Below are 23,438 nucleotides of genomic sequence, written 5' to 3' on the forward strand. Positions count from 1 at the left end.
CTCAGCGGTTGTCGGCGTACGCCTGCAGGTGGGCGACTTGCTCGGGATCGAGTGATGGGCGGACCTTTTCGCGCGCGGTGGCCACATCGGCGGCGGTCACGTCGGCTGCGTCCATGCTGCGGCGCATGGCGGCCAGGGCGGCTTCACGCAACAGCGCTGAGCAGTCGGCTGCCGAGTAGCCTTCCAGATCCACGGCCAGGGCATCGAGGTCGACATCCTCCGCGAGCGGCACAGACTTGCCGGACGCCTTGAGAATTGCCTTGCGTGCGTCCGCATCCGGCGGCGGGACAAACACCAGGCGTTCCAGTCTGCCTGGCCGCAGCAGTGCGGGGTCGATCAGATCGGGACGGTTGGTGGCGCCGAGCACGACCACATCGCGCAGCGGTTCGACGCCGTCCATCTCCGTCAGCAGTGCAGCGACGACGCGATCCGACACCCCGGAGTCGGAACTCTGCCCGCGGCGCGGGGCGAGGGCGTCGATTTCGTCGAGGAAGATGAGCGAGGGCGCGGAATCGCGGGCGCGCTGGAACAATTCACGTACTGCTTTTTCGGAGGCGCCCACCCACTTGTCCATCAGCTCGGCACCCTTGACGGCGTGCACGCTCAAGTGGCCCGAGCTGGCAAGCGCGCGAACAAGATACGTCTTGCCACAGCCGGGCGGACCGTAGAGGAGTACGCCGCGGGGCGGGTCGACACCGAGGCGGGCAAAGGAATCGGGATGTTGCAGCGGCCAGAGCACCGCTTCGGTGAGTGCCTGCTTGGTTTCGACCATGTCGCCGACGTCGTCGAGAGTGACACTGCCGATGGACAGTTCTTCGGTGCTGGACCGGGACAGCGGCCGGATCACATCGAGGGCTCCGACGAGGTCGTCCTGGGTAATCTCCGGGGCTTCGGCGGATTTGGACGCTCTGGTCGCCGCTCGCAGTGCGGCTTCGCGGCACAATGCCGCAAGGTCGGCAACCACGAAGCCGGGAGCACGGGAGGCGATGGCGTCGAGTTCGAGTGTGCCGGTGGGAACTCTGCGGAGCAGCAGTTCGAGGAGCGCTTTGCGGGTGGCTCCGTCGGGCAGGCTCAGGGAGAGTTCACGGTCGCACAGGTCTTGACCGCGCACGCGGGCGTCGACGGCTTCGGGGTGAGCGGACGTCGCCACGAATGCGACCCCGGGAGTGGCGACGGCGCTGCGCAGCTGCTCGAGGATCAGTGCGGAGACGGGCTCCGGTGTGGCGGGCAGTAGTGCGTCGATGTCGCTGATCAGGAGGACTCCGCCGCCGCGCATTGCGGCTACGGCGTCGACGATGCGCTGGAGGCGGGTATTCGGTTCGGTTGCACCAACTCCGGGGCCGTCGAGTTCCACGAGCTTTCGCGCCGAGAGAACCGATCGGGCCAGCGTCGCCTTGCCGACTCCGGCGGGTCCGGTGATCAGAACACCTAGGTGTGGGGAGGCACCGAGGGTGCGCAGTAGTTCCGGTTCGTCGAGCGCCAGGCCGAGCCATTCGGTGAGTTTGGCGGCCTGCGTCTGAGCGCCGACGAGGTGGTCGAGGGGAACGGAAGGGGTGGGCTCGGCGGAAACTGAGGCAGAGGAAACTGAGGCAGATGCCGAGGCCGAGACAGCAGTAGATACAGCGGCGGCTGTTCCCCAGTCCACCGCCGAATTCGGCTGAACACTGACCGGTCCACCTGCCGGGTCGACGCCCGTGACGGTGAGCAGTTCCGACGTCCAGGCGACACCGAAGGTGCGGGAAAGAGCTTGAGTGGCTTCGGAAGTGCTGGTGCCGGGGCCCAGATCGCGGGGCAGAAGCGAGACGGTATCGCCGACGCTCACGACTTTGCCGAGCAGTGCCTGACGTAGAACGGTAGGGCTGATGGACTGGGTTGCCATGGTGGAACCGGTGACGGAGACGGATCGCGCTCCGTACACCGTCACCGGACCCACCACGACGGAGGAGTTTTCGGTGAGTCCCACGTTGGACATCGTGACGTCGTCCAGCAAGATCGTGCCTGCCGGTGTTCCGGTGGGGGCCCGGCCCGCCACGGCTGCGGTTCCGCGGGCTCCCATCAAGGCGATGGCATCCCACTCACGGATACCCAACGCGGCCAATGCTTCGGGATGCAGGCGCACAACACCGCGTCGTAAATCTGCGGCGGAGGTGTTGAGTCGGACAGTCAGGGCGAGTTCCGGCGAAGTCACATACCGAGACTACGTCCTGACCTACCGAGGCCGACGTAAGCCGAGGCGCACCATCGAGCGTCGTCCGCCGGCTGTGGGCTGACGGCGTATCGCCCGACGTTCCGACGGCTTGATATCCCACGTTTCCGGGCGTGCTGCCACCCAGCGCTTGGAGTGGACGGCAAAGGGAATGTGGACCAGGTAGATCGCAACGAGAACGATCAGCAGCACGTACGGGAAGGTGATGAGTGCGGCTGCGGTCAAGGCCACGAGCACCAGCAGCGCAGCAGCCATGTGCGGCGGTACGGATACCGATTTCATGGCCAGGGTCGGGATGCGGCTGACGATCAGAGCTGCGGAGAACAACATCCACACGACAACAACTACCTGCGAGGACCACCACCCGTCGCCCCACTGGATGGTTGCGGCCAGGGGAGTGAGGGCGATCAGGGCGCCAGCGGGGGCGGGCACTCCGACGAAGTACTCGCGGGCGTACGCAGGCACGTCGTCTTCGTCGAGGAGGGTGTTGAACCGGGCCAAGCGCAGCACGATGCTCACGGCGTAGACCAACGCGATGATCCAGCCGAAGTTGGTGTCGTCCAACAACGTCACGTACAGGACCAACGCGGGGGCAACGCCGAACGAGATGGCATCGGACAGCGAATCGAGCTCGGCACCGATCTTGCTGGTCGCGTCGAGAAGTCGGGCGATCCGGCCGTCGAGTGAATCGAGAACCGCGGCCGCGCCGATCATCGCGAGTGAGGTGCCCGGCTCTCCGTCGAGTGCGAACTTGACGGCGGACAGGCCCGCACACAACGCGAGGATGGTGATGACGGACGGCAACAACCGCACGGCTTGGGTGCGTTTGGGCACCTTCATGGCCGGGCTGGTTGTCACCACCGGTCTCTTCACGGCTGGCTTCATTCTCGGTGTCTTCACGGTAGTTGCGCGATGACGGTTTCAGCACCGATTGTGCGCTGACCGGGTTCGACCAGCAAGGTCGTTCCGGCCGGGAAGTACGTGTCGACGCGTGAGCCGAATCGGATCAGCCCGTAGGTGTCACCGATGGGGAGAGCGTCGCCGACACCCGCGTAGCAGACGATACGACGCGCGAGCAGGCCGGCGATCTGTACGACGGCGACGTCGTGTCCGGTTGCGGTCTCGATGAGCATGCTGTTGCGCTCGTTGACCTCGCTGGCATCGGCAAGGTCTGCGGAGAGAAACTTGCCGGGCTGATGAACAACCGTTTTGACGGTGCCCCCGACGGGAGCGCGCTGGACGTGTACGTCCAGAACCGACAGGAAGATGCTCACCCGGGGGCGGGGTTCGCTGCCCAGATTCAGCTCGGCCGGCGGGACTGCATTGTCGACCAACGCGACCTCACCGTCAGCCGGCGCTACGACGACGCCGATGCGGTTCGGCGGCACCCGATGGGGGTGACGGAAGAACGTGGCGCATGCAGCGGCGGACGCCAAACCGGCGCGACGCACCCACTTGCGGTTGCGGCCCAGGGCAGCAACACCCAGCGGAGCGAGCACAAACGGCAGGCCGGCGGGATGAAGCGGCGGAATCGCATGACGAACCAGATCGACGATATGTCCGATCCCGGTGGGTTGCGGGGTTCCGGGGGGTGTGGGTCGGCGTGCCACAGGCTCCTCTAACTACTCGGTCGGTTTACTGCTGGCCGCACTGACAGTACGGGGCGTCGTGCACCACTAGATTACGTCAGGACCGCCTCGGTGATGCCCTGCTGAGTCCCTACGTGCTAGTCGCACAGGACACAGTATCCGGGCACTCATCTCTGCGGTACCCGATAGCGTCCGCCCCAGATCATGGAGCCGCAGTAGCCGAGCACACCGATCAGATAAAGAGCGGTCGGAACGGCGAGTAACCACACGCTGACGGAATCAGTCGTGACCGTGCCCGCGACCGCAGTCACCGCGGCGAGTAACAGTGCGGTGGCAGCTCCGAGCCATTCGAGGTCTTCGGAAATTCTTCGATCGAACTCCGCGCGGTTGACAGGGTCCGTCCAGTACCGATGCGCGTTCTGGTTCGGGAGGTTGATCGCGTGCCGGGGAACGCGCGTGATCAGGACCCTCGCCGCTGCGGCCGCCAGGGTGAAGCCGATACCGATTCCACCGATCGGGCCGAGGAACGACCACTTCGAATCCCACCGGGTTACCGCGCCGGACGAGCCGAACTGGCCGGGAATCTCATCGCCTGCTGTTGCTGCCACCCACATCCAGGCAATGGCAAATATGCCGAACGCGAGCCACAACACTGTCCGCGACATTGCTTTCATCGAGGGCAACTCTATTACTACGTCGGTGCAGCCCGAATCGGCATCAAGTACGAGAAGTACCCGGCGTGATCGGCGGTGCGGACAGCGAGGGGGAGCGCCGCGCCGCTTGCCCGAATCACCAGTGCCCGACCGGGTTGAGCTGCTGCGGCTTCGCGCAGTCGCTGGCGATCGACCAGCACCCGGAATTGCTCGTCGGGAACTATCCCTGCCGGATCGACCCGAGTGTCACCGCCGGCGTCGACGCTGACAACGGCTGTACTGGCGGTGCCGTTGAGTAGGGCGGCGAGTTTGTCGCCGCTCAATTCGGCTGCGTGACAGTGTTCGCGAAGGATCCGGTGATCCGGGAACTCGCCGTCCTCGATGAGCGGGCTCGACACCTGACCGCCTGGGTACGACGCGGTCACTGTGCGGGTGGAGAAGGTGAGTGTCACGACGCCGGCGATGTCTCGGATCAGTCGGGCAAAGGCGAGTGGCACGACCGCCGAGACAGTCAGGGCGGCGCGCACGCGCACTTCTGCGACCGCGAGACGGTATCGATCGGTGGTCACAAACGCCGCGACGCCGTCATGAATGTCGATGTGGACGCCGCGCAGGATCGGGAACTCCGAGTCCTCGTTCACCGCAAAAAGCACGGCGTCGAGTGCGCGTCGTACATCCCAGGAATCGAGGTCGACGCCAGTCGTGGTCGGCCGGGAATCGATGAGCCGATGGATTCGGTCGAGTTCGGCGCGGGCGTCAGCGAGTCCGTCTTCGAGATTGCGTAGGTGTGCGTCCAACCTGGAGTGTGGGTCCGGACCGGTCAGGACTGCTGTCATCTCCCGAACCGGGACGCCGACGCGACGCATGCCCGCGATCAGTCGTGCGTCGCGGAGTTGGTTGTCGGTGTACCAGCGATAACCGGTGTGCGGGTCGACGGAGTGCGGAACAAGCACGCCTTCCTTGTCGTAGAACCGCAGCGCGCTGATCGGTAGCGCCGACGCCCTCGCCATCTCACCGATCGTCAGGAGCGCTGGGCTAGTGGTCACGAGTCAATTCTGCCCGCAGTCGTTCGATACCACCGCGGATCATGTGGCCGTACTCGTCGTCGCCGAGGGCTCCCACAGCGTTTTGTGCTTGTGTGAGATGCAGGTGGGCCTCGGCGTCCCGGCCGAGCTTCTTGTAGTCGGCGGCGAGGTTGAGATGCAGCGAAGGGTAGAAACCGGCAACCTGCAACGACGCATGGTGTTTCTGCGCTCGCGCATCGGTCAGTGAATCAGCCGCCTCGAGCGCGCGTAGATCCCACGCAAGCTCGTCGGCGGGATCGTCTTGAACGTCGGCCATGTAGTGCGCGAGGGTGACCACGTGCAGCGGATCAGTGCCGACGTCACGCCACACGTTCTCGAATGCAGAGCGAGCCCCGGCCCGATCGCCGGAGCTCGCCAATTCCTGTGCCTGCATTATTCGGTTCATCACGGGATCCATGAACGAAGATCCTGAAGCCTCGACCTGGTCGAGGGTCAAGCGAGAACGCTGGCTGCTTCCGCTTCCTTCTTCACACGGTTGAGAGTGGCGTTCATGCCCTTGACGAGTTCGACCTCGAAGCTGTCATTACCACCGAAAACGGTCTTGACCAGGAACTGCGAGACCTGTGATGTTCCGGTGGGAGCTTCACGACGCTCGGTGAGCTTGGTTCCGGTTTCGGTCGCTTCGAGGTTGTACGACCAGATCGTGCGGTTCTCGGCGATGCGGAAGGCGACGGACTTGTTGGGCTCGAACCGAACAACCTTCGACGTCGTCGGCCAGACGAGCAGGCCCTTGCGGTTGATGTTCACGGTCTTGGCGCCCTCACGGACAGTGCCGCCGATGACCTTCATCTTCTTGCACTGGGGGCTCCATTCGCCCATCCGCTGGAGGTCGGCGACGATTGCCCACACATCCTGCGGGGATGCGTTGATGTCGATGCTGGCTTCGAGGGTGTTGGACAACGGCTTCTCCAGTCAATTTGATGATACGACGAGTTACAAACACTTTTGCCGACGGTACGCGATACGTCAATACCCGATGTGCCTCAGGTCACCTTACGGCCAGGTCGCAGGGGTGAGCGGGAGGCCGGCGGACGGTAGCGGACAATAGACGGCGCGCGAAACCGCGCATGCATTGTCTGCCACCCGACTGGAGTACCGAGTGAACACCGACGCCTTGCCCGAGAAACGGGCCGGACTCAAGAGGGGGCTGACGGCGCGGCACATTCGTTTCATTGCTCTGGGATCGGCAATCGGAACGGGACTCTTCTACGGCAGTGCCGAAGCGATCAAGCGGGCCGGGCCGTCGGTTCTGCTGGCCTATCTGATCGGCGGCCTAGCGGTGTACCTCGTGCTGCGCGCTCTCGGTGAGATGGCCGTGCGAAACCCCGTTTCCGGTTCGTTCAGTGAATACGCCAACCAGCATCTGGGGCCGCTCGCCGGATTCATGACGGGGTGGACGTACACGTTCGAGATGGTGATCGTCTGTCTTGCCGACGTCACCGCGTTCGGTCTGTACATGCAGTTCTGGTTCCCGGACGTGCCGCGCTGGATCTGGGTTCTGGCAGTCGTCTTCTTCATCGGCGCGTTGAACCTCTTGAGCGTCAAGGTGTTCGGTGAGCTCGAATTCTGGTTCACGCTCGTCAAGATCACCGCAATTATCGCCATGATTGCAGGTGGTATCGCCATCATCGTGTTCGGCTTCGGTGTCCACGAGACCGACACGGGCCTGAGCAACCTGTGGTCAGACGGCGGGTTCTTCGCTACCGGTATCGGCGGGTTCCTGGCGTGCTTCGCCATCGTCATGTTCGCGTTCGGCGGTACCGAGATCATCGGAATCACTGCCGGTGAGGCAGAAGACCCGGCGCGCACCATCAGGAAAGCGGTCAATACCGTTCCGGTGCGCATCATTTTGTTCTACGTCTGCACTCTCGCAGTCATCATGATCATCATTCCGTGGCAGACCATCACCTCGGACAACAGCCCATTTGTGCAGATCTTCGAGAACCTCGGATTGGGCACCGCCGCTTCGATACTCAACATCGTGGTCATCACCGCAGCACTGTCGGCCATCAACAGTGACGTCTTCGGGGCCGGCCGCATGATGTTCGGCATGTCCCACGCCGGTCAGGCGCCGCAGGTCATGAAGAAGGTATCGCGCAACGGAGTTCCGTGGATGACAGTTGTCATCATGACCGTCGCGTTGTTGGTCGGCGTGGTGCTCAACTACCTGATCCCGGATCAGGTTTTCCTCGTGATCGCGTCGCTCGCGACCTTCGCCACGATCTTCGTGTGGGTCATGATTCTGCTGTCGCAATACCGTTCCCGACGCCAGATGAGCGCCGACGAAACAGCGGCACTGAAGTTTCCAGTGCCGCTGTGGCCGTACGGTCAGATCTTTGCGATCGTGTTCTTGACCTTCGTTGTCATTCTGCTGGGCATCATGTCCGAGACCCGAGTTGCGCTGGCGGCCGGGGCAGTGTGGCTGGTCCTGCTGGCCGGCGCGTACTACAAGTGGGTGAAACCCGCCGTCAGCGCAGCGGATCGAAGTGGCGCATCACAGTAGGCATCGTGCCTGCGGTCATGGACTCCGCCATCATCTTTCCGGTCAACGGACCCAGCGCGATACCCCACATTCCGTGACCACCTGCGACATGGACGCGCGGCGACTTTGTAGCCCCGATCAGGGGCAATCCGTCGGTGGTGCAGGGACGTGAGCCGACCCATTCCTCTTCACGCGCAGTCCAGTCGATGCCGCGGAGCATGGGCTTTGCGGCATCGATGATTGCCTGCACGCGACGCGGATCCAGTGGGGCGTCGGGGCTGCGGAACTCCATCATTCCGGCGACCCGGAATCGGTCATGCAACGGTGTGCAGGCGACGCGCTGGGTGGGGAAGTACACCGGATTCTTCGGCAGATGATCAGGTGTGACGCTGAAGCTGTATCCGCGTCCCGCCTGCACCAGCTTGCGAACACCGAACGGTGCTGCCAGCTTGTTCAACCGAGCGCCGCTGGAAATGACGACGGCATCTGCTGTGCGTGAATCGCCGCGGGCGGAGCGAACACTCACGCCGCCGGCGCGATCATCGATGGACGCGACATCAAATCCGGTGACGATGTCTGCGCCGCGCTCACGGACGGCATCGGCCAGCGAGTTCACGAACTGCGGCGGATCGATGAAACGCTGACCCCGGAGCCGGATTCCGGCCTTAACTCCCGGGCCGAGGGTCGGCTCGAGCGAGTGGATCGCGTCGTGGTCGAGGAGATCGAAATCGACTTCGCCGCCCGCGGCCTCGACGTGGTGGAACTCGTCCACCAAAGTCTGGCGATCCTGCTCCGAGGCAAACGCAGCGAGGAACGGATCAGCCAAGCGGGTGTGCTCCCGGACGCCACCGTCGGCAAGTTCGTCGAATGCGCCCAGCGCCGTTCGGTTCACTTCCGTGTAGACGGACATTGCTTCCTGCCACTTCGACGGCGTGCAGTGACGGGCGAAGCCGACCAGGAACCGGATCAATTTCAGATCCGTCGTCAGTGGGACATACACCGGTGACGACGGGCTGAGCATCGCGCGCAGGCCGTATTGAAGGACAGCAGGTTCGGGGAGTGGAAGGGTGAGCGCGGGTGCTAGCCAGCCGGCATTTCCCCAGCTTGCGTCAGCGGCGACGCCGTCCCGATCGACGACGGTGACGTCGACTCCTCGTTCTTGCAGGAACCAGGCCGTCGACAATCCGACCATGCCTGCGCCGACCACGACCACACGATCGGGGCTCTGACGAGTTCCCATGACCTTCTCCTTTGCTCCGCTGACATCCGAGACGCCGGTCACACCGGGTCTGCTTCAAGCATGGGCTGGGGAGTGGGTGAAAGGAGTGGCCGTTCGGCCACAGCTTCGGAGGATGTGTTGTGCATGTGCACAACCCTCGTCGGGGAAGCGAATCGCACTGAGCCCGGTTCGTGTGGGCATGGGCACCTTTGGATTAATCCTAAAGTATTAATAATCGCCGAAATGGAATTCGTTCTTACTACTTTAGTATTAGTGGTCCGCTCAATCTTGGTCCTTTAGTGTTAATTTCCCGCAGGTTGGCGAAGTGGCCGAATTTTCTGTTTCAGATTTTCGGAAAGATTTCCGTCAAAAACTGTTACAAGTTCTACTCGGACAAGCTATGGTGACAACCATCACATAAGCGATAAATTTTGAATAGCTTTCAATCTTCAATCAGCTGTTCCAAGTTGTCGCTCGGAGTGTGAATCATGATCTCATCATGAGAATTTTTCGCTACTACATCAACTGATCGGAGGCGATTTCTCGCGTTCGGACATCACCAGTTCGGAATCGAAACAGGATTACCTGAGAGATGTTGCATCGCCAATTCCCATTCGTCGAGAATGTGGTCGCGCATTGGTAGTGAAACAATAACTATCCGGTTGCGTACGGCTTCAAATCTATGAAAATTCAAAGACTTCCCCTTCGCCGCGAATTTTCCGGTGATGCGGAGGCTGCCAATATAGTGGTCCGACTTTTCTCGAACTGCGTTTTGGCAGGAAGTGCTATCAACGCTATCAACCGATCCCGAAAGGGAATGAGGAGTAGAAGATATGCATGTTTCAACGGCAAAACGTACGGTGGCTGCTCTCGCAGTAGCGGGTGCCTCGGCTGGCCTGATCTTCGCAGCAGGTGCGCCGGCGTCGGCCAACTCCGTCGGTGCGACTACGACGACCTACCAGCAGTCATGCCTCGGCAAGCTTACAACGTTTCCGTACACAGAGCAGGCTGAGGTAGTTACAGCATCGTTGAAGGCTGACCACCTTACTTTGGCAGCTGCTCCCGGGGATAACACCTGGAAGATTCAGCCGGGTGTCGCGACGACGCCTCCGGCCACGACCTACTTCGGCTACACATTCTCCGGTATCGAACAGGTACGAGTCGTGTATCGCTACGATCCGGCGACCTTCAAGGCAGGCTCGGCCGCAATCGTGAGTGGAAGCGGCTCCACTAGTGCGGGCTCATTCACTCTCTCCGATACCGGATCGCAGTTGGTCCTGACAGGTTCAGGGTCGATTGGCACGTCGACGTCATACCAAGTACCGGCGGTTTCGTTCACTACCAAGAGCCCTAATCTGGATGTCAAGCTCGACACCCAGGGCGCCGCAGGCACCTACGGGAATTTTGCGAACAACGGCTTCCGTTTCCAGTCGAAGGCCACCGGGCCCCTCGGTGGGACAGTCTCTGTGCCCACCTCCTGCATCCCTGCCGACTCGCCGACTTCGGCACTCAATGCGGGTGCAGGCCAGCTGCACCCGTAATCAGGCCGGATATCGGGTCACCTTGGAAAGTGCTTTTATAGTGACGGCCAGGTGATGTTTGAACTAACAGCGCTGCCTGTACTAGATCCACACAGGCAGCGCTGTTTTGCGCGGGTCGGATTTGCCAATGCAGATCGAATAACAACTTTGAAGGTATCTATTGATTCTGTTCGGAGCGGCCGCATCTGGAAGCTGATCGTTTGGATGAAGGTCAGGGCGACCGCTACGCGCTACGCCAAGGTCGTAGTTCGAACGGCCGCGAATTACATATCGCACCTGAGGTATTCACCGGTGATCTGTTCGCGCGGCCTGGGCTGACGGACCACGCAGCTTGCGTGCGTAAGTGCACAGGCTTGTGTCAGGAGGTGCATCCCGCCATCCGGAGGCGGGTATGTGCGGAAATGCCAAATACAATAAAGGGCCCGGCTCATCAAAATGATGAGCCGGGCCAGTAGATCTAGACAGAGACGGTTTCAGGACGCGATCTCGGCGGAGTCACTTTGCAACACACGACTGTTGGCTGCTTCCTTGAGTTCCTCGAAACTGGCGCGAAGCAACTCCAGATAGTGTCCTAGGTCCGGCATCATTGCGGCATCCGCAATAACATTCAGTGTCAGCCCGCCGCCAACCGCTGCCACCATGAAATGACGCAATCCATCACCGTGGACTGGTGCTTGATTGGCGAGCACAGCAACGCCGGGTGCCCCGTTCAGAGTCAGGCCCTCGACAGATAGTGGAATGTTGCTCACCATGGTGTGTTGATACCGTGGCCGATCCAGATTGTAATCGTAGAGTCGCCGTGAGTACGCCAACAATCGCATTATCAGCGGGGGCAAGGTCTCCACCGCAGTGCTCATTCGGCGTACCTCGATGTGGGACGTGCGGGTCTTTTCCGAGCGCGCCGACTCCGCAATGAGCGCCAGCCGTTCCAGTGGGTCTTCGACCTTGGTGTGCATGTCAACTGACAAACTCACCAATTGGTTTGCGGACTCCCACTCCTCTTGCTTGCGCATGGACCGCGGAACCATCGAGAACAGAGAAGCTTGATGCTCTTCGCCCTTTTCCGTCAGATATCGCGCAAGTGCACAACCCACGACTGCCAGAAGAACATCGTTGACAGTCGCCCCAGGAACTGAATTCTTTACGTACCGAACCTCAGCGCCCGAGAGCGTGATCGGCTCCACTAACGCAGACCCGCTCACCTTGCCGTTGAATCGAATTCCGGAACTCTCGTGGAGTCCTTCGGCCCATTTTCCGGCAGCCTTGGCCTGGTCTGCAGCTCGGACCGCAGCTCGATTGCGGGGAATGCTCTTGGCGAACTGGAAGAGGCGTCCAGGAAATTCCAGTACCGAACGAGCGAATAGGCGTCCCTTCAGGAGAGGCACTTTCCTCTCGAACCCTCTCGGCCGCAGAGTATCCGAGAAAATGGCTTCACCCAGCATTCGGATGGCAATTCCGTCGGCCCCGCTGTGATGAGACTTGAGAACCACTGCTGTTAGCCGGCCAGGTAGTGCGTCGAGCCCTTCGATTCCGGTGAAGAAGTGCATCTCCCAGGGAGGACGGCTGAGATCCATGTGCGACGTCAGTAGCTCGCTGAGCTGTTTCTGGAAAGGAGCCCAGCCTGGCTCGGCAATTTTGGTGACTCGCAAGTGGTCGCGAACATCCAGGTCTGAGTCCGGGACCCAGTAGGGGTGGCCAAGCCCCAGCGGCGTGCGCTGGACTCGGTGTGTGAACATGCGATTGTGTCCGAGTCGGGCGGTGACCCACTCGACGGCTTGCGCGTGTGTGAATTCTGCGGCTGGGTGTTGAGAGGTCTCGAAGAAGTACACGCCGATCAGATGGTTCGGGTGCCCGTCAGCCTCGTAGTAGATGAATTCGGCGTCACGCGGATTCACCTGCGCGATACCCATATCCAGTAGGTTGGGTAGTCTCATGTCAACTCCTCACAGGGCGGTGCTGGGTCAAGTTCTGAGCGTCGGAACGATCGTGCTTGGAAACCAGATGATCCCCGAGGCTAATTGGAGCCTCGGGGATCATCAGAGTTCGGAGACAGATCAGGGTTCCGATTTGCGGAAGAGCAAATCGAGAAAGCCGGTGCACCCCGGACTTTAGTTGGGCTTTTGTAGAATCTTACTTCCAGCGCCGGTCAACCCTATAGTCGCAGTGGCCCACGTGATCAATCCTGTGAGATATCGTTGAATCATCGTAAATCACCTTTCCTTACGGCGTGGGCTTAGTGTATGAGGACAGGGTGTCGAGGTACTTCGCAATCGTCCCCACCAGGTCGATAGAGCCGAATCCAACCAGGTCTGACAGGTAGCTCATAGACAGATCGAACATTGTTGCCTCCTCTCCCGATTACGGGGCGACGGTCGAGCCGAGGGCGGTCTGGATGCTTCCGCCAACACCTGCGGAGCCGCTAGCGCCCAGGTTGATGAACGCAGAGATGGCGCTGAAGATGCCGTCAACTATCTTCTGCACATAAACGAACGGGGGAAGCAATGACTGTGAATCGATGCTCGTGACGGCGTCGATAAGGCTTGCGGTATCCACTATATTTCGCGCTCCTTAGGATTGTTGTAAAAAATAGTTACGGGATCGGCTGCCAGTCGAAGTCAATCGACTGTACGGAACCGAAAGTGATGATCGTTGCAACGAGCTGCTGTATGAAAGGTTCCTTAAGGTAAGGCACCATTGATCCTAAATCCATCATTTACTCCTGTCGTTGGACAATGTTCTGAAAGAGCTCAGGGTTGCGATGAATTGGTTTCGATTGATCCGGCTAGCGAGCCCGTGATGCCAGCAACGCCAGGCTCAAAAGATCCCCAAAATACATTGTCCAGTAAGCCTGTGAACAGTGCAGCTGTTGCCTGAAGGAACATTACGCTCATACAGATTTCCACCCTTTCGATATATCTTGAAAATGCATGTGCACAACTGCACGGGTTTTGCAGATGCGGTCCACAAACAGCAACTTTGAGTGGTTCACGGAACCTCGCGATCGTGTCGCCGAGACTCTGCAGCGCCTCCTAAAGGCTTTATGTGGCGTGACGAGATGAGGTTAGCTCGAGCAAGTCCACTTTGACCAGGAATTTGTAGAACTAACTGAAACGTGTTCCATTCTCGCTGGTCAGGCGTCCAAAAATGCCTCTTTTGGCTGTCGCATGGATATCTTGCGGAAGGCTAACTAGATTGGCAACTTGATGATTGTCGAATTGCTGATTTCAACGTTGACGGTCATTAATTAGTACTTTTGGTGGATGGATTGTTAATACTTTAGTCGGATATTTGATCGAAAATTCGCCAAAACAGTGCAGCATCGGCGGTTCTCCGATATCTTCCTCGTCCGCTCAGGAGGTTCGCAGTTTGAACTGAAGCATTAGGATCAGGCGAGTCTCCGCGTCGGTCAGGTCGACCCCGCACATGTCTTTGCATCGGCGTAGGCGGTTTCGGAGGGTATTGGGGTGAACGTGCAGTGCCGCGGAGGAATTCGCGACATCCCCGCCCTTGTCGAGGAAGGTGCGTGCTGTGGCGACGAGTTCGCTGCCGTGCCGGCGATCGTGGTCTTCCAAGGCGCCCAGCGGTGTGGCGTCGCCCAGTCCGTCGAAAATGTCAGCTACATGCAACGCCAGCACCGACGCCAAGGTGTCTTTCATTCCCGCGACAATCCCGCCGGACTGGTTGTGCCGCAGCGCGCCCAGGACGTGGTCGGCGTCGGCGCGCGACAGATGGCATTCGCTGGCGGATTTCACGGTGCGACCCACGGCAACGGCAAGTTGTGCCCGTTCTCGGGCCCGGCCGAGAAAGTCCTCCAGCAACCGGCGGGTGTTTGCTTCGTCAGCGGCGACAACAAGATACGTCGAGTCGACCAACTGCGCGACAACGGCGTCGACGGCAAGAGTGTCGAGATACAGGCCCAACGACGCAGCCACAGTGCTCGGCATGAACCCGGTTGTCGCGCCGACAGCTACAACGGTCAGCGGTCCGTGCAGTCGCAGGTCCTCGGCAGCACGGAATGCCTGCTCCCCGCCGCCGATCAGTGCTTTGACTCGCTCGGTCTGCCGTCGTCTTGTGCTGTTGATCCGGTCGCGCTCGGACGCGATGTGCTCCGCAACCACGGCTACCGCAGCGCGCAGTGTCGATTCTTGAGTCGGTGTCGGCTGTCCGGACAGTGCCACCCAGATCGAGCCGACGGCAATGTTGTTGTCCCGCACCGCGATGACGAGTCGGGGAGTGATGGCCGGGTCGGCGAGGTCGACGTAGATAGGGTCCGTCTCGCGATGCAGGCGCTCGAAAACACCTGCATGTGAGAGCAGTTCACGTATCCGGCTGGGCACCTGACGGCCGAGGATGGTGCCGATCCGAGCCTCGTCCACTGCTTGTTCGCCGCCGGAGTACGCCAGGACGGTCGAGTTCTCGTCCTCGATCGTGACGGGAGCTCCGAGCAATTCCGCCAAGGATCCCGCGACGGTGAAGAGATCGTCGTCGCGCAGGTCCATGAGGCTGAGCCTACTGAGCCGGTTCGTTTCGTGTGGTGCGACGGTCGGCGGTTGCAACTATAGGCTGGTGCAATGGCTGACATCGAAGGTGTTCTGTTCGACATCGACGGAGTCCTGCTCACGTCCTGGCAGCCCATCGAGGGCGCCGGCGAGGCGGTCCGTGATGTGCGTAACCGAGGCTTGGCGTGCGGGTTTCTCACCAACACCACCTCGCGCAGTTCGTCGCTGATCGCCGAAGGGCTGTGCGATGCGGGAATTGCGGTCGAGCCCAGCCAGATTGTCACTGCAGCACGGCTCACGGCGGAGTACGTGCGCACCACGTATCCCGAAGCAAAGGCCTGGGTGCTCAACAACGGCGATGTGTCCAGCGACCTCGAGGGGATCGAACTCGTCGACAAGAACCCGGATGTCGTCATTCTCGGCGGCGCGGGTCCCGAATTCACGCACGAGGCACTGAGTCAGGTTCTCGAGTATTTGCTCGACGGTGTCCCAGTGGTCGCGATGCACCGCGGGATGATGTGGGAGACCGACACGGGCTTGCGGATCGACACCGGAACATACCTACCGGGTTTCGAGGAAGTGGCCGGAGTCAACATCGCAGCCGTCGGCAAGCCGTCGCTCACGGGCTTTCTCGCGGCCACCGAATTGATGGACGTCGACGCCGAGGCGACGGTCATGGTGGGAGACGATCTGATCGGCGACATCCTGTCGTCGCAAAGGGTTGGGTTGACCGGAGTTCTGGTGCGCACCGGCAAGTTTCGGCAGGCAGTGCTCGAATTGGCAACGCAACAGCCGGACTATGTCATCGATTCCGTGGCGGATCTTCCGGCGCTGCTGGAAACCTTGCTCGAGTCGTGACCTGCAATGCGTGACGGCACGTCATAAGAGCGGGTACTCTCGCGCCCGAATCCATGAACGTGTTCCAAGAAGGAGTTTTCTATGCCCTTGATCTCGTCAGTCTGGTTCCGCCGCTCTTCCTCGCGAGGAAACGGAAGTACCAGTAATCGGTTGGGGGGCCGCCTGGCGAGAACAGGGGCTGTTGTGACTGCGGGGATGGGCTTGGTTGCGGGTCTGGCGCTGGCCGGCGGGGGAGTGGCTTCGGCTGCGCCGGTCACGTGTGTGTCGCCGCCGTTGGTCAATGACATCCAGGTGTCCGATACCGCGAGTTGTGGCGCGCAGGCTGTTGGAGCGGGACGCTCACAGGCCGGCGCCATGGAGAGCGGAACGGCTGTCAGCGTCTCGGCGGATAATAGCTACACCAATACCTACGCCAACGGTTTCGGAACGGCTCTCGGTGCTTCGCGCGGCAACGGTCAGGCGCATGCCTACGCGCTTGGCGGCGGCATCGCCCGGGCCGGTGCGGCTGACGGAAACTTCACCGTTGCCATCGCCGGTTGGGGCGCCGGGGCTACTGCCGACGCAAACGGAGTCGACTGCATGGGCACCTTGTCCTTCGCGGTGAACTTCACCAACGGACAGTTCTGCATCGCAGGCTGAGTCCTGAACCTTGCACTCGGCACGCTCGAGTGCTAAAAATGCAATTGGCACTCGCGAGCTGTGAGTGCCAGGTCGAGTCAGTGAGACCGGGAACCATCGACACCCCCGGTCGTCCGTCGCGGGCACTGGCTTAAGACCACAGGCTAGATGGGTGACCAGGCAAAATTCGGTCGCCCTGTGCCGATGAGGTGACCCGACGAGCGGTCACCTTGTGTGTCACCCCCTATCCGGAGGATCACTTCGCAATGGCAAAGATCATCGCGTTCGACGAAGAGGCACGTCGCGGCCTCGAGCGAGGCCTCAATGCCCTCGCCGACGCTGTCAAGGTGACGTTGGGCCCCAAGGGTCGCAACGTCGTTCTCGAAAAGAAGTGGGGCGCCCCCACGATCACCAACGATGGTGTTTCCATCGCCAAGGAGATCGAACTCGACGACCCGTACGAGAAGATCGGCGCGGAGCTCGTCAAGGAGGTCGCCAAGAAGACTGACGACGTCGCTGGCGACGGCACCACCACCGCCACCGTCCTCGCACAGGCACTGGTCCGCGAAGGCCTGCGTAACGTCGCAGCCGGCGCGAACCCGCTCGGCCTCAAGCGCGGCATCGAGAAGGCTGTCGAGGCTGTCACAGCTCGCCTGCTCGAGACCGCCAAGGAGATCGACACCAAGGAGCAGATCGCTGCTACCGCCGGCATCTCCGCAGGCGACCCGTCCATCGGCGAGCTCATCGCCGAGGCAATGGACAAGGTCGGCAAGGAAGGCGTCATCACGGTCGAGGAGTCCAACACCTTCGGCCTGCAGCTCGAGCTCACCGAGGGCATGCGCTTCGACAAGGGCTACATCTCGGCGTACTTCGCCACCGATGCAGAGCGTCAGGAAGCCGTCCTCGAAGACGTCTACATCCTGCTCGTCAGCTCCAAGATCTCCACGGTCAAGGACCTGCTGCCCCTGCTGGAGAAGGTCATCCAGTCCGGCAAGCCGCTCCTGATCATCGCCGAGGACGTCGAGGGCGAAGCTCTCTCCACCCTCGTCGTCAACAAGATCCGTGGCACCTTCAAGTCTGTTGCCGTCAAGGCTCCCGGCTTCGGTGACCGTCGTAAGGCTCAGCTCGCCGACATCGCCATCCTCACGGGTGGAGAGGTCATCAGCGAAGAGGTCGGACTCTCCTTGGAGACCGCAGGCCTCGAGCTCCTCGGCCAGGCACGCAAGGTTGTCATCACCAAGGACGAGACCACCATCGTCGAAGGTGCCGGCGACGCCGACGCCATCGCCGGTCGCGTCAGCCAGATCCGCGCTGAGATCGAGAACAGCGACTCGGATTACGACCGCGAGAAGCTGCAGGAACGTCTGGCCAAGCTGGCCGGCGGCGTTGCAGTCATCAAGGCCGGCGCTGCAACCGAGGTTGAGCTCAAGGAGCGCAAGCACCGCATCGAAGATGCAGTGCGCAACGCAAAGGCAGCTGTCGAAGAGGGCATCGTCGCCGGCGGTGGCGTTGCACTTCTCCAGGCAGCGCCCGCCCTGGACGACCTCAAGCTCGAAGGTGACGAGGCAACCGGCGCGAACATCGTTCGCGTTGCACTGTCCGCACCGCTCAAGCAGATCGCATTCAACGCAGGCCTCGAGCCCGGCGTTGTTGCGGACAAGGTCTCCAACCTGCCCGCAGGTCACGGCCTCAACGCTGCGACCAACGAGTACGGCGACCTGCTCGCTGCAGGCATCAACGACCCGGTCAAGGTCACCCGCTCGGCACTGCAGAACGCAGCGTCCATCGCGGCTCTGTTCCTGACGACCGAAGCTGTTGTCGCTGACAAGCCGGAGAAGGCTGCTCCCGCAGGCGATCCCACCGGCGGCATGGGCGGCATGGACTTCTAAGTCCATCCCCTCAGCTCCTAGAGGCCCGGTCCACCATTTGGTGGGCCGGGCTTTTGCGTGGGCGGGTGAGTATTTTTGCGCACAAGTTCGAGTGGCGTGCGGGTTCCCGTTCATGCGCGCGATTTGTGTGCACTCAGGCCCGGTTGTGGCGGCGTCTGCGCACCACCGCGATGATCTCGTCCACCACCGCGTCGAGGTGAGCCATCACAGTTGCCGCGGAATAGCGCAGCACCAGCCAGCCGTCGAGAACCAACGCATTCTGGCGGCGCCGGTCATTGTTGAATACCTCAGGCGCTATATGGAATTCGCGGCCGTCGATCTCGACGAATACCCGGGCTCTGCGGCACATCAGGTCGCCGTAGTACCTGCCGACCCTGCCGTTGATCTCGAGCGGAAAGCGGCGCCGCGACAACGCCCGGGCGACGATGCGCTCCGGCTCCGACAGCGTCCCCGGGCAGCAGGTTCGAAGCTGTTCGCGCACAGCAGGGATTCCGTGCAGGCCTTTCATCTCGTCGCAGCGCAGCGCGATCAACGTCCACGGCACCCGCGTCGACACCGCTGCGTCGAAGAACGCCTCCAACTGGGGACGCGGAAGAGTGGCCGCGACGTCGATGAAACACTGTTCGACGGGTACGACGGGCAAGCCCATGCACTGATCACTCGACTTCAGATTCCGCCGGTGCAGCCGCACCCATTCCGGCCCGCGTACCTGAGCCGACCGCAGCACAGTGGCGTCAACCTGCCGCGGCTCCTCGTCGAGCAATCCCCACAGCCAAGCGGCACTCGAGTGACTGAGTACCGCGTCGGGCTTCCAGAGAGTGACCGCGACGCAACGTTCGAAGTATCCGGGATTGTCGGTGGAGTAAACGGACGGCAGCACGCGGTGGAGTCTGCCCGAGTTCGTGGCACGCGCAATTGCGCTTCGGCTGAGTCCTCGTTCGAGGAGCTGGTTCCGGGCGAGGACGTCCACGTAGATACTGTGGCTGTATCGAAGCCGATATGCGGACGTGAGAAATTAGTCTGTGGACAACCAACACGGCTGTGTACAGATGAGGGAGTGCAATGGCTATTCGAAGCCTGAACCATGCGGTGCTGTTCGTCTCTGATGTGCAGCGGAGTGCGTCGTTCTATTGCGAGGTACTGGGTTTCGAGAAGCTTCCGGTCGAATTTCCCGGTGGAGCATTCCTGCGGGGAGCTAATTCGGCAAACGATCACGACTTGGGACTCTTTCAGGCCAACGCACCTCGCGCACGGGACGGCTCGGTAGGTCTCTATCACCTGGCCTGGGAGGTGGAGACACTCGGTGAACTCGCCGAGTGCCGGGATCGGATGCTGGCTGCAAAGGCACTCAGCGGAGCGTCCAATCACGCTGCGACTAAAGCCCTCTACGGCCGCGATCCCGACGGAATCGAATTCGAGGTCACCTGGCTGGTTCCGGACGGACAACTCGACGGTGAACTCGTGCCGGGCGTCGCGCACACACGGCCGCTTGATATCGCTGCCGAAATCGAACGTTACGGTGCGTCGACGCCCGGTGGTCCGCGCACCGATCGTGCGATCTACGCGCAACTCATGGCGCGCGCCGCGGAGCAGAACCAGTAGGTGTAACCGACTTGAGGTCGTTTGCGACGCAGGTGTCCCAGATATCGCGTGCAGCAATTCGCACGGTTGACACGAGTTGATTCATCTTCATGTCGCCGATCGGCCCGCACACCGAGATAGCCGCGCGATTTCCGTAGTAGTGATCCCGAGGTCCGATAGAGGTTGCCACACAGGCGATTCCGAGCACAGATTCTTCGCGGTCCATTGCCGCTCCGTGATCGCGGACGCGTTCGAGTTCCGTGAGGAGGTGCTCTGGGGATGTGATGCTGTACGGCGTTGTCTTGCGGAGCGGAGAACGAGTGACGCTCTGCATCTTGCCGGGCTCGAGATTGGCCAGAATAGCTTTGCCGACGGCAGTGACGTGCGCGGGGAGTCGTGAGCCCACACGGCTGGGGAGTGCGAGCGGCGTACGTCCTGGGATGCGGTCCAAGTACAGGACGTCGCCGTTGTTCAGTGCCGCCAGATGTACCGTCAGCCCAGTCGAACGAGCCAGCCGGTTCAGAACAGGCACGGCTCCGTGGCGTAGCCGATTCTGGTTGAGCGCCCACTGGCCGAGTTCGTAGGATTTGCTTCCGAGTTCGTAGCGGTGTTCTTGTCGAGTGATCCACCGCTTCGTGACGAGTTGTTCGAGCAATCGGTGAGCGGTGGAGCGCGGGATCCCCGTTCGTTGAGTTACCTCCGCGAGTGTGAGAGGCCCTGTGTTCTCGAAGGTTTCGAGGATGGCTGAAATTCGATCGACTACCGACACCGGATCGTCCACCTTGCGAGTGGTTCTCACCCTGAACTCCTGTCCTCGCCACAACTGTGTGATCGCAGTCACCTTAGTGTGGCCCGATTCGCGTCGGCAATCGTTTGGCCCGGCCAGCGGGAATGACTGCGCGGCTCGCGGTTGCACGGTTGCACACAACTCGTCTCGAGAGGACGGGATACGCGTACCGGCGGGCATTTGTGTGCACTCAGGCCCGGACGGCGAGCTTGGGGAAACGCCAGATAATCGGGCGTCGCCTCGTTACAATCCGGACAATCTTCCAGCGTCGGATGTGAGGGGCACACATGATCTTTCGGAACTCGTTGTCAGCCGGGGTATCCCAGATGGGCCCGCGGGATGCGGAGTTCATCTACAACGAGTCCGAGGGGCACCTCAGTCACATGGTGTGCGCGTACTTCTTCGACACGGCGGGCCATCCGCTGGCCGACATGACGCACGCCGACGCGGTCCGATGGATTTCCGAGCGGTTCGGCTACTGGCCGCTGTTCACGAGCAGAGTGCAGCGAGTTCCGCTCGATCTGGACTATCCGTACTGGGTACCGGCCGCTGATTTCAATGTCGATGATCATGTTCGCGTGCACAAGGCATCGGGGCCGGGGTGGGCGCCGGTGCGGGCGTTGTTGGGCGCGTCTCTGAGCGCGCCGATGGATCTGACGCGGCCTCCCTGGGAATTGGAGGTCATGACCGGAATCAGCGGAATTGACGATCTGCCCGGCGACCTGACCTTGATCATGCTCAAGACGCACCACAGCGCGGGCGACGGTCTCGAGATCAGGAATCTCACCAACCGATTGTTCTCGGGGCCGGCCAAACCCAAGGCATCTGCGCGGGAGTCGGGGCTGCCGCTGGTGGAGATGATGGGGCGCAGCGTTCTCGGATTCCCGGGGCAACTGATCCGGTTCGGGAAGGGCCTGTCGGCGACAAAGGTAGCGGCAGAGGAGATCACGCAGGCGGAGGAATCCGGAGAGTTGGCGAAGTACGTCGCAGACCGTCCGCCGACGCGTTTCAACCACGTGCTGGAGGGCGATCTGGCGCTGGAGTTCGTGACACTCGACGGTGCTGATATCAAGGCGATCCGAGCCGCTGTACCTGGGGCGACGGTGAACGATATCTTCCTGGCAGTGGTGGCCGGTGCGCTCGAGAAGTATCTCGAGGAGAAGGGCGAGCGACCGGAACGCCCTCTCGCAGCCATGGTTCCGCGCTCGATGCGGCAGATTGCAGAATGGGAGTCGGCCAATCAGCTTGCACTCCTGACCGTCGATCTCCATTCCGACGTTGCGGATCCGGTGGAGAAACTGGCGCTTATCCGGGATTCTGCGCAGGTGGCGAAGGAACGTAGCTCACATTTGGCGGTACGGAAATTCAGCACACGCATCGAGACGTCACCTGCGCCGTTGCTGCGGCTGACCGGGCTGGCGCGGCGCCTCAACAAGCTGAACACGGATCGTGAGGTCATGCAGCACACCACGATCAGCAATGTCCCGGTGACGATCGACGGGAACGTGTTCGAGGGTGCGCCCGCTGTTGCCGTGTTGGGTGGGCAGGCTCCTGTTGACGGAGATGTTCTGCGCCACTTTCTGATTGCCGCGGCCGGAGGTTCCCTGACGCTCAATGTCATCGTGGCACGGGGAGCGATGCCGGATCCCGAGCACTATGTCGTGCTGCTGCGCGAGAGTTTCGACGAGTTGCGGCAAGCCGTGGAGTACGACGTCCCAGCTGCCGAATGATTTTCCGGTCAGGTGCCCGCCAGGCCGGAATTGTTGCGGGCAGTGCGGTTCCTTGGCCGGGAAAGTGTTTCAAAAATTGGAAAATCTACGTTAATCGTTCATTTCGGACACAGGTTCTAGGGTTAACACTAAAGTCGCAGATGACACATCAACGGTGAACCTTCGCCGGAACCGATTCTTTGGCGGTCGGGTGGGGAGCCTTCTACATAGGGAGTTCAGACAATGGGTTCTTTGATGGACATTCTTCTTGGACCAGACGGGATGGGCACTCAGTTGGGGAGCCTTCTCAATATGCTGCTGGGCTTGGATAACATGGGTGCTAATCTATTCGGCTCGCTGAGTGACACATTTGGCGGGATCTCCGGATCTCTCGACACGATTAGTTTCCTGCCTGAAGTTATCCCGCCAGCTTGATCCTGCAATCTGAGCAGTTGGCACGTCCACTTCACTCAACAGATATATAGGAGTACAACATGATTGAAGGATCTGTCATGGATGCTGCGGGTTCCGTCGGCACCATTATCGGCCAGGGTATGGGCAGCGTCAGCGATCTCGCTGTCAAGGGCCTCACCGCTCTTGCCGAACTCAGTGGCGGAACGCTCAAGGCCGCGAAGTAGCCCAACGGCTTGGTTTTGGGGCCTGGGCGCACGGCGCCCGGGCCCCAAAATGGTCTGTACCTGCTCGTTTATTCTCACTTGTCG

Annotated in this window: 21 protein-coding genes; 8 read left to right on the plus strand and 13 right to left on the minus strand. The window is 61.2% G+C overall.

What is annotated here, in order from left to right; all coding sequences use genetic code 11:
- Nucleotide 1 precedes the first annotated feature (1 nt).
- The 7 genes from ACFRFQ_RS02785 to ACFRFQ_RS02815 all read right to left on the minus strand — a co-directional run bounded on the left by ACFRFQ_RS02785 (nt 2) and on the right by ACFRFQ_RS02815 (nt 6,433).
- Nucleotides 2–2,188 carry an AAA family ATPase gene (locus ACFRFQ_RS02785; protein ID WP_378652794.1) on the minus strand — a complete coding sequence of 729 codons (2,187 nt, stop codon included), beginning with the start codon at nt 2,186–2,188 and terminating at the stop codon, nt 2–4.
- 21 nt (nt 2,189–2,209) lie between these two features.
- Nucleotides 2,210–3,046, minus strand: coding sequence for a CDP-alcohol phosphatidyltransferase family protein (locus tag ACFRFQ_RS02790; protein WP_378653521.1), 837 nt, complete (start codon nt 3,044–3,046; stop codon nt 2,210–2,212).
- A gap of 56 nt (nt 3,047–3,102) precedes the next feature.
- Entirely contained in the window at nt 3,103–3,816 is a 714-nt protein-coding gene (locus ACFRFQ_RS02795; protein ID WP_138869865.1) for a phosphatidylserine decarboxylase, read from the minus strand.
- 146 nt (nt 3,817–3,962) lie between these two features.
- Nucleotides 3,963–4,469: a hypothetical protein gene (locus ACFRFQ_RS02800; protein ID WP_378652797.1), complete on the minus strand. Its 507-nt coding sequence runs from the start codon at nt 4,467–4,469 to the stop codon at nt 3,963–3,965.
- A gap of 17 nt (nt 4,470–4,486) precedes the next feature.
- Complete coding sequence (locus ACFRFQ_RS02805; protein ID WP_378652800.1) at nt 4,487–5,494, minus strand: MerR family DNA-binding transcriptional regulator; 1,008 nt, start codon at nt 5,492–5,494, stop codon at nt 4,487–4,489.
- The gene (locus ACFRFQ_RS02810) at nt 5,484–5,930 is read right to left on the minus strand and encodes a hypothetical protein (RefSeq protein ID WP_378653522.1); all 447 of its coding nucleotides are present in this window, start codon (nt 5,928–5,930) and stop codon (nt 5,484–5,486) included. Before ACFRFQ_RS02810 ends, ACFRFQ_RS02805 begins: the two co-directional genes overlap by 11 nt.
- Nucleotides 5,931–5,965: 35 nt before the next feature.
- Nucleotides 5,966–6,433: an SRPBCC family protein gene (locus ACFRFQ_RS02815; protein ID WP_378652803.1), complete on the minus strand. Its 468-nt coding sequence runs from the start codon at nt 6,431–6,433 to the stop codon at nt 5,966–5,968.
- 199 nt (nt 6,434–6,632) lie between these two features.
- On the opposite strand from ACFRFQ_RS02815, the gene ACFRFQ_RS02820 reads away from it, so the two are divergent.
- Nucleotides 6,633–8,036: an amino acid permease gene (locus ACFRFQ_RS02820; RefSeq protein ID WP_378652806.1), complete on the plus strand. Its 1,404-nt coding sequence runs from the start codon at nt 6,633–6,635 to the stop codon at nt 8,034–8,036.
- On the opposite strand, the gene ACFRFQ_RS02825 is transcribed toward ACFRFQ_RS02820, so the two are convergent.
- Nucleotides 8,002–9,255: an NAD(P)/FAD-dependent oxidoreductase gene (locus ACFRFQ_RS02825; RefSeq protein ID WP_378652809.1), complete on the minus strand. Its 1,254-nt coding sequence runs from the start codon at nt 9,253–9,255 to the stop codon at nt 8,002–8,004. The genes ACFRFQ_RS02820 and ACFRFQ_RS02825 overlap by 35 nt on opposite strands.
- Before the next feature lie 812 nt (nt 9,256–10,067).
- Between ACFRFQ_RS02825 and ACFRFQ_RS02830 the strand changes: the two genes are divergently transcribed.
- Entirely contained in the window at nt 10,068–10,775 is a 708-nt protein-coding gene (locus tag ACFRFQ_RS02830) for a hypothetical protein (protein WP_378652812.1), read from the plus strand.
- A 473-nt stretch (nt 10,776–11,248) separates the two neighbouring features.
- On the opposite strand, the gene ACFRFQ_RS02835 is transcribed toward ACFRFQ_RS02830, so the two are convergent.
- From ACFRFQ_RS02835 to ACFRFQ_RS02845, 3 genes are all read right to left on the minus strand, one after another.
- Nucleotides 11,249–12,709, minus strand: coding sequence for a wax ester/triacylglycerol synthase domain-containing protein (locus ACFRFQ_RS02835; protein ID WP_378652815.1), 1,461 nt, complete (start codon nt 12,707–12,709; stop codon nt 11,249–11,251).
- Between the two features lie 424 nt (nt 12,710–13,133).
- Complete coding sequence (locus tag ACFRFQ_RS02840) at nt 13,134–13,328, minus strand: hypothetical protein (RefSeq protein WP_378652818.1); 195 nt, start codon at nt 13,326–13,328, stop codon at nt 13,134–13,136.
- 797 nt (nt 13,329–14,125) lie between these two features.
- Nucleotides 14,126–15,274, minus strand: a complete 1,149-nt coding sequence (locus tag ACFRFQ_RS02845) for a PucR family transcriptional regulator (RefSeq protein ID WP_378652820.1) — start codon at nt 15,272–15,274, stop codon at nt 14,126–14,128.
- A 72-nt stretch (nt 15,275–15,346) separates the two neighbouring features.
- Here ACFRFQ_RS02845 and ACFRFQ_RS02850 point away from each other — a divergent pair, with 72 nt between their 5' ends.
- From ACFRFQ_RS02850 to groL, 3 genes are all read left to right on the plus strand, one after another.
- A complete protein-coding gene (locus tag ACFRFQ_RS02850; RefSeq protein WP_138869855.1) occupies nt 15,347–16,132 on the plus strand; it encodes an HAD-IIA family hydrolase in 786 nt (261 codons plus the stop codon).
- An 81-nt stretch (nt 16,133–16,213) separates the two neighbouring features.
- Nucleotides 16,214–16,771, plus strand: coding sequence for a DUF6764 family protein (locus ACFRFQ_RS02855; protein ID WP_138869854.1), 558 nt, complete (start codon nt 16,214–16,216; stop codon nt 16,769–16,771).
- A 245-nt stretch (nt 16,772–17,016) separates the two neighbouring features.
- Nucleotides 17,017–18,639, plus strand: a complete 1,623-nt coding sequence (gene groL / locus ACFRFQ_RS02860; RefSeq protein WP_378652825.1) for a chaperonin GroEL — start codon at nt 17,017–17,019, stop codon at nt 18,637–18,639.
- 133 nt (nt 18,640–18,772) lie between these two features.
- Here the strand turns inward: groL and ACFRFQ_RS02865 are convergent, their stop codons facing one another.
- The gene (locus tag ACFRFQ_RS02865) at nt 18,773–19,519 is read right to left on the minus strand and encodes a DUF559 domain-containing protein (protein ID WP_378652827.1); all 747 of its coding nucleotides are present in this window, start codon (nt 19,517–19,519) and stop codon (nt 18,773–18,775) included.
- A 182-nt stretch (nt 19,520–19,701) separates the two neighbouring features.
- Between ACFRFQ_RS02865 and ACFRFQ_RS02870 the strand changes: the two genes are divergently transcribed.
- Nucleotides 19,702–20,241, plus strand: coding sequence for a VOC family protein (locus tag ACFRFQ_RS02870; RefSeq protein WP_138869853.1), 540 nt, complete (start codon nt 19,702–19,704; stop codon nt 20,239–20,241).
- Here the strand turns inward: ACFRFQ_RS02870 and ACFRFQ_RS02875 are convergent.
- Complete coding sequence (locus ACFRFQ_RS02875) at nt 20,210–21,019, minus strand: IclR family transcriptional regulator (RefSeq protein ID WP_378652829.1); 810 nt, start codon at nt 21,017–21,019, stop codon at nt 20,210–20,212. The genes ACFRFQ_RS02870 and ACFRFQ_RS02875 overlap by 32 nt on opposite strands.
- Nucleotides 21,020–21,294: 275 nt before the next feature.
- Here ACFRFQ_RS02875 and ACFRFQ_RS02880 point away from each other — a divergent pair, with 275 nt between their 5' ends.
- Together ACFRFQ_RS02880 and ACFRFQ_RS02885 are read left to right on the plus strand one after the other, a co-directional pair.
- On the plus strand, nt 21,295–22,737 hold the full coding sequence (locus tag ACFRFQ_RS02880; RefSeq protein WP_378652832.1) for a wax ester/triacylglycerol synthase domain-containing protein: 1,443 nt from the start codon (nt 21,295–21,297) through the stop codon (nt 22,735–22,737).
- Nucleotides 22,738–23,210: 473 nt separating this feature from the next.
- Nucleotides 23,211–23,354 carry a hypothetical protein gene (locus ACFRFQ_RS02885; protein WP_378652835.1) on the plus strand — a complete coding sequence of 48 codons (144 nt, stop codon included), beginning with the start codon at nt 23,211–23,213 and terminating at the stop codon, nt 23,352–23,354.
- Nucleotides 23,355–23,438 lie beyond the last annotated feature (84 nt).

This window comes from Rhodococcus sp. NPDC056743, from assembly GCF_042790355.1.
Taxonomy (GTDB): domain Bacteria; phylum Actinomycetota; class Actinomycetes; order Mycobacteriales; family Mycobacteriaceae; genus Rhodococcus_F.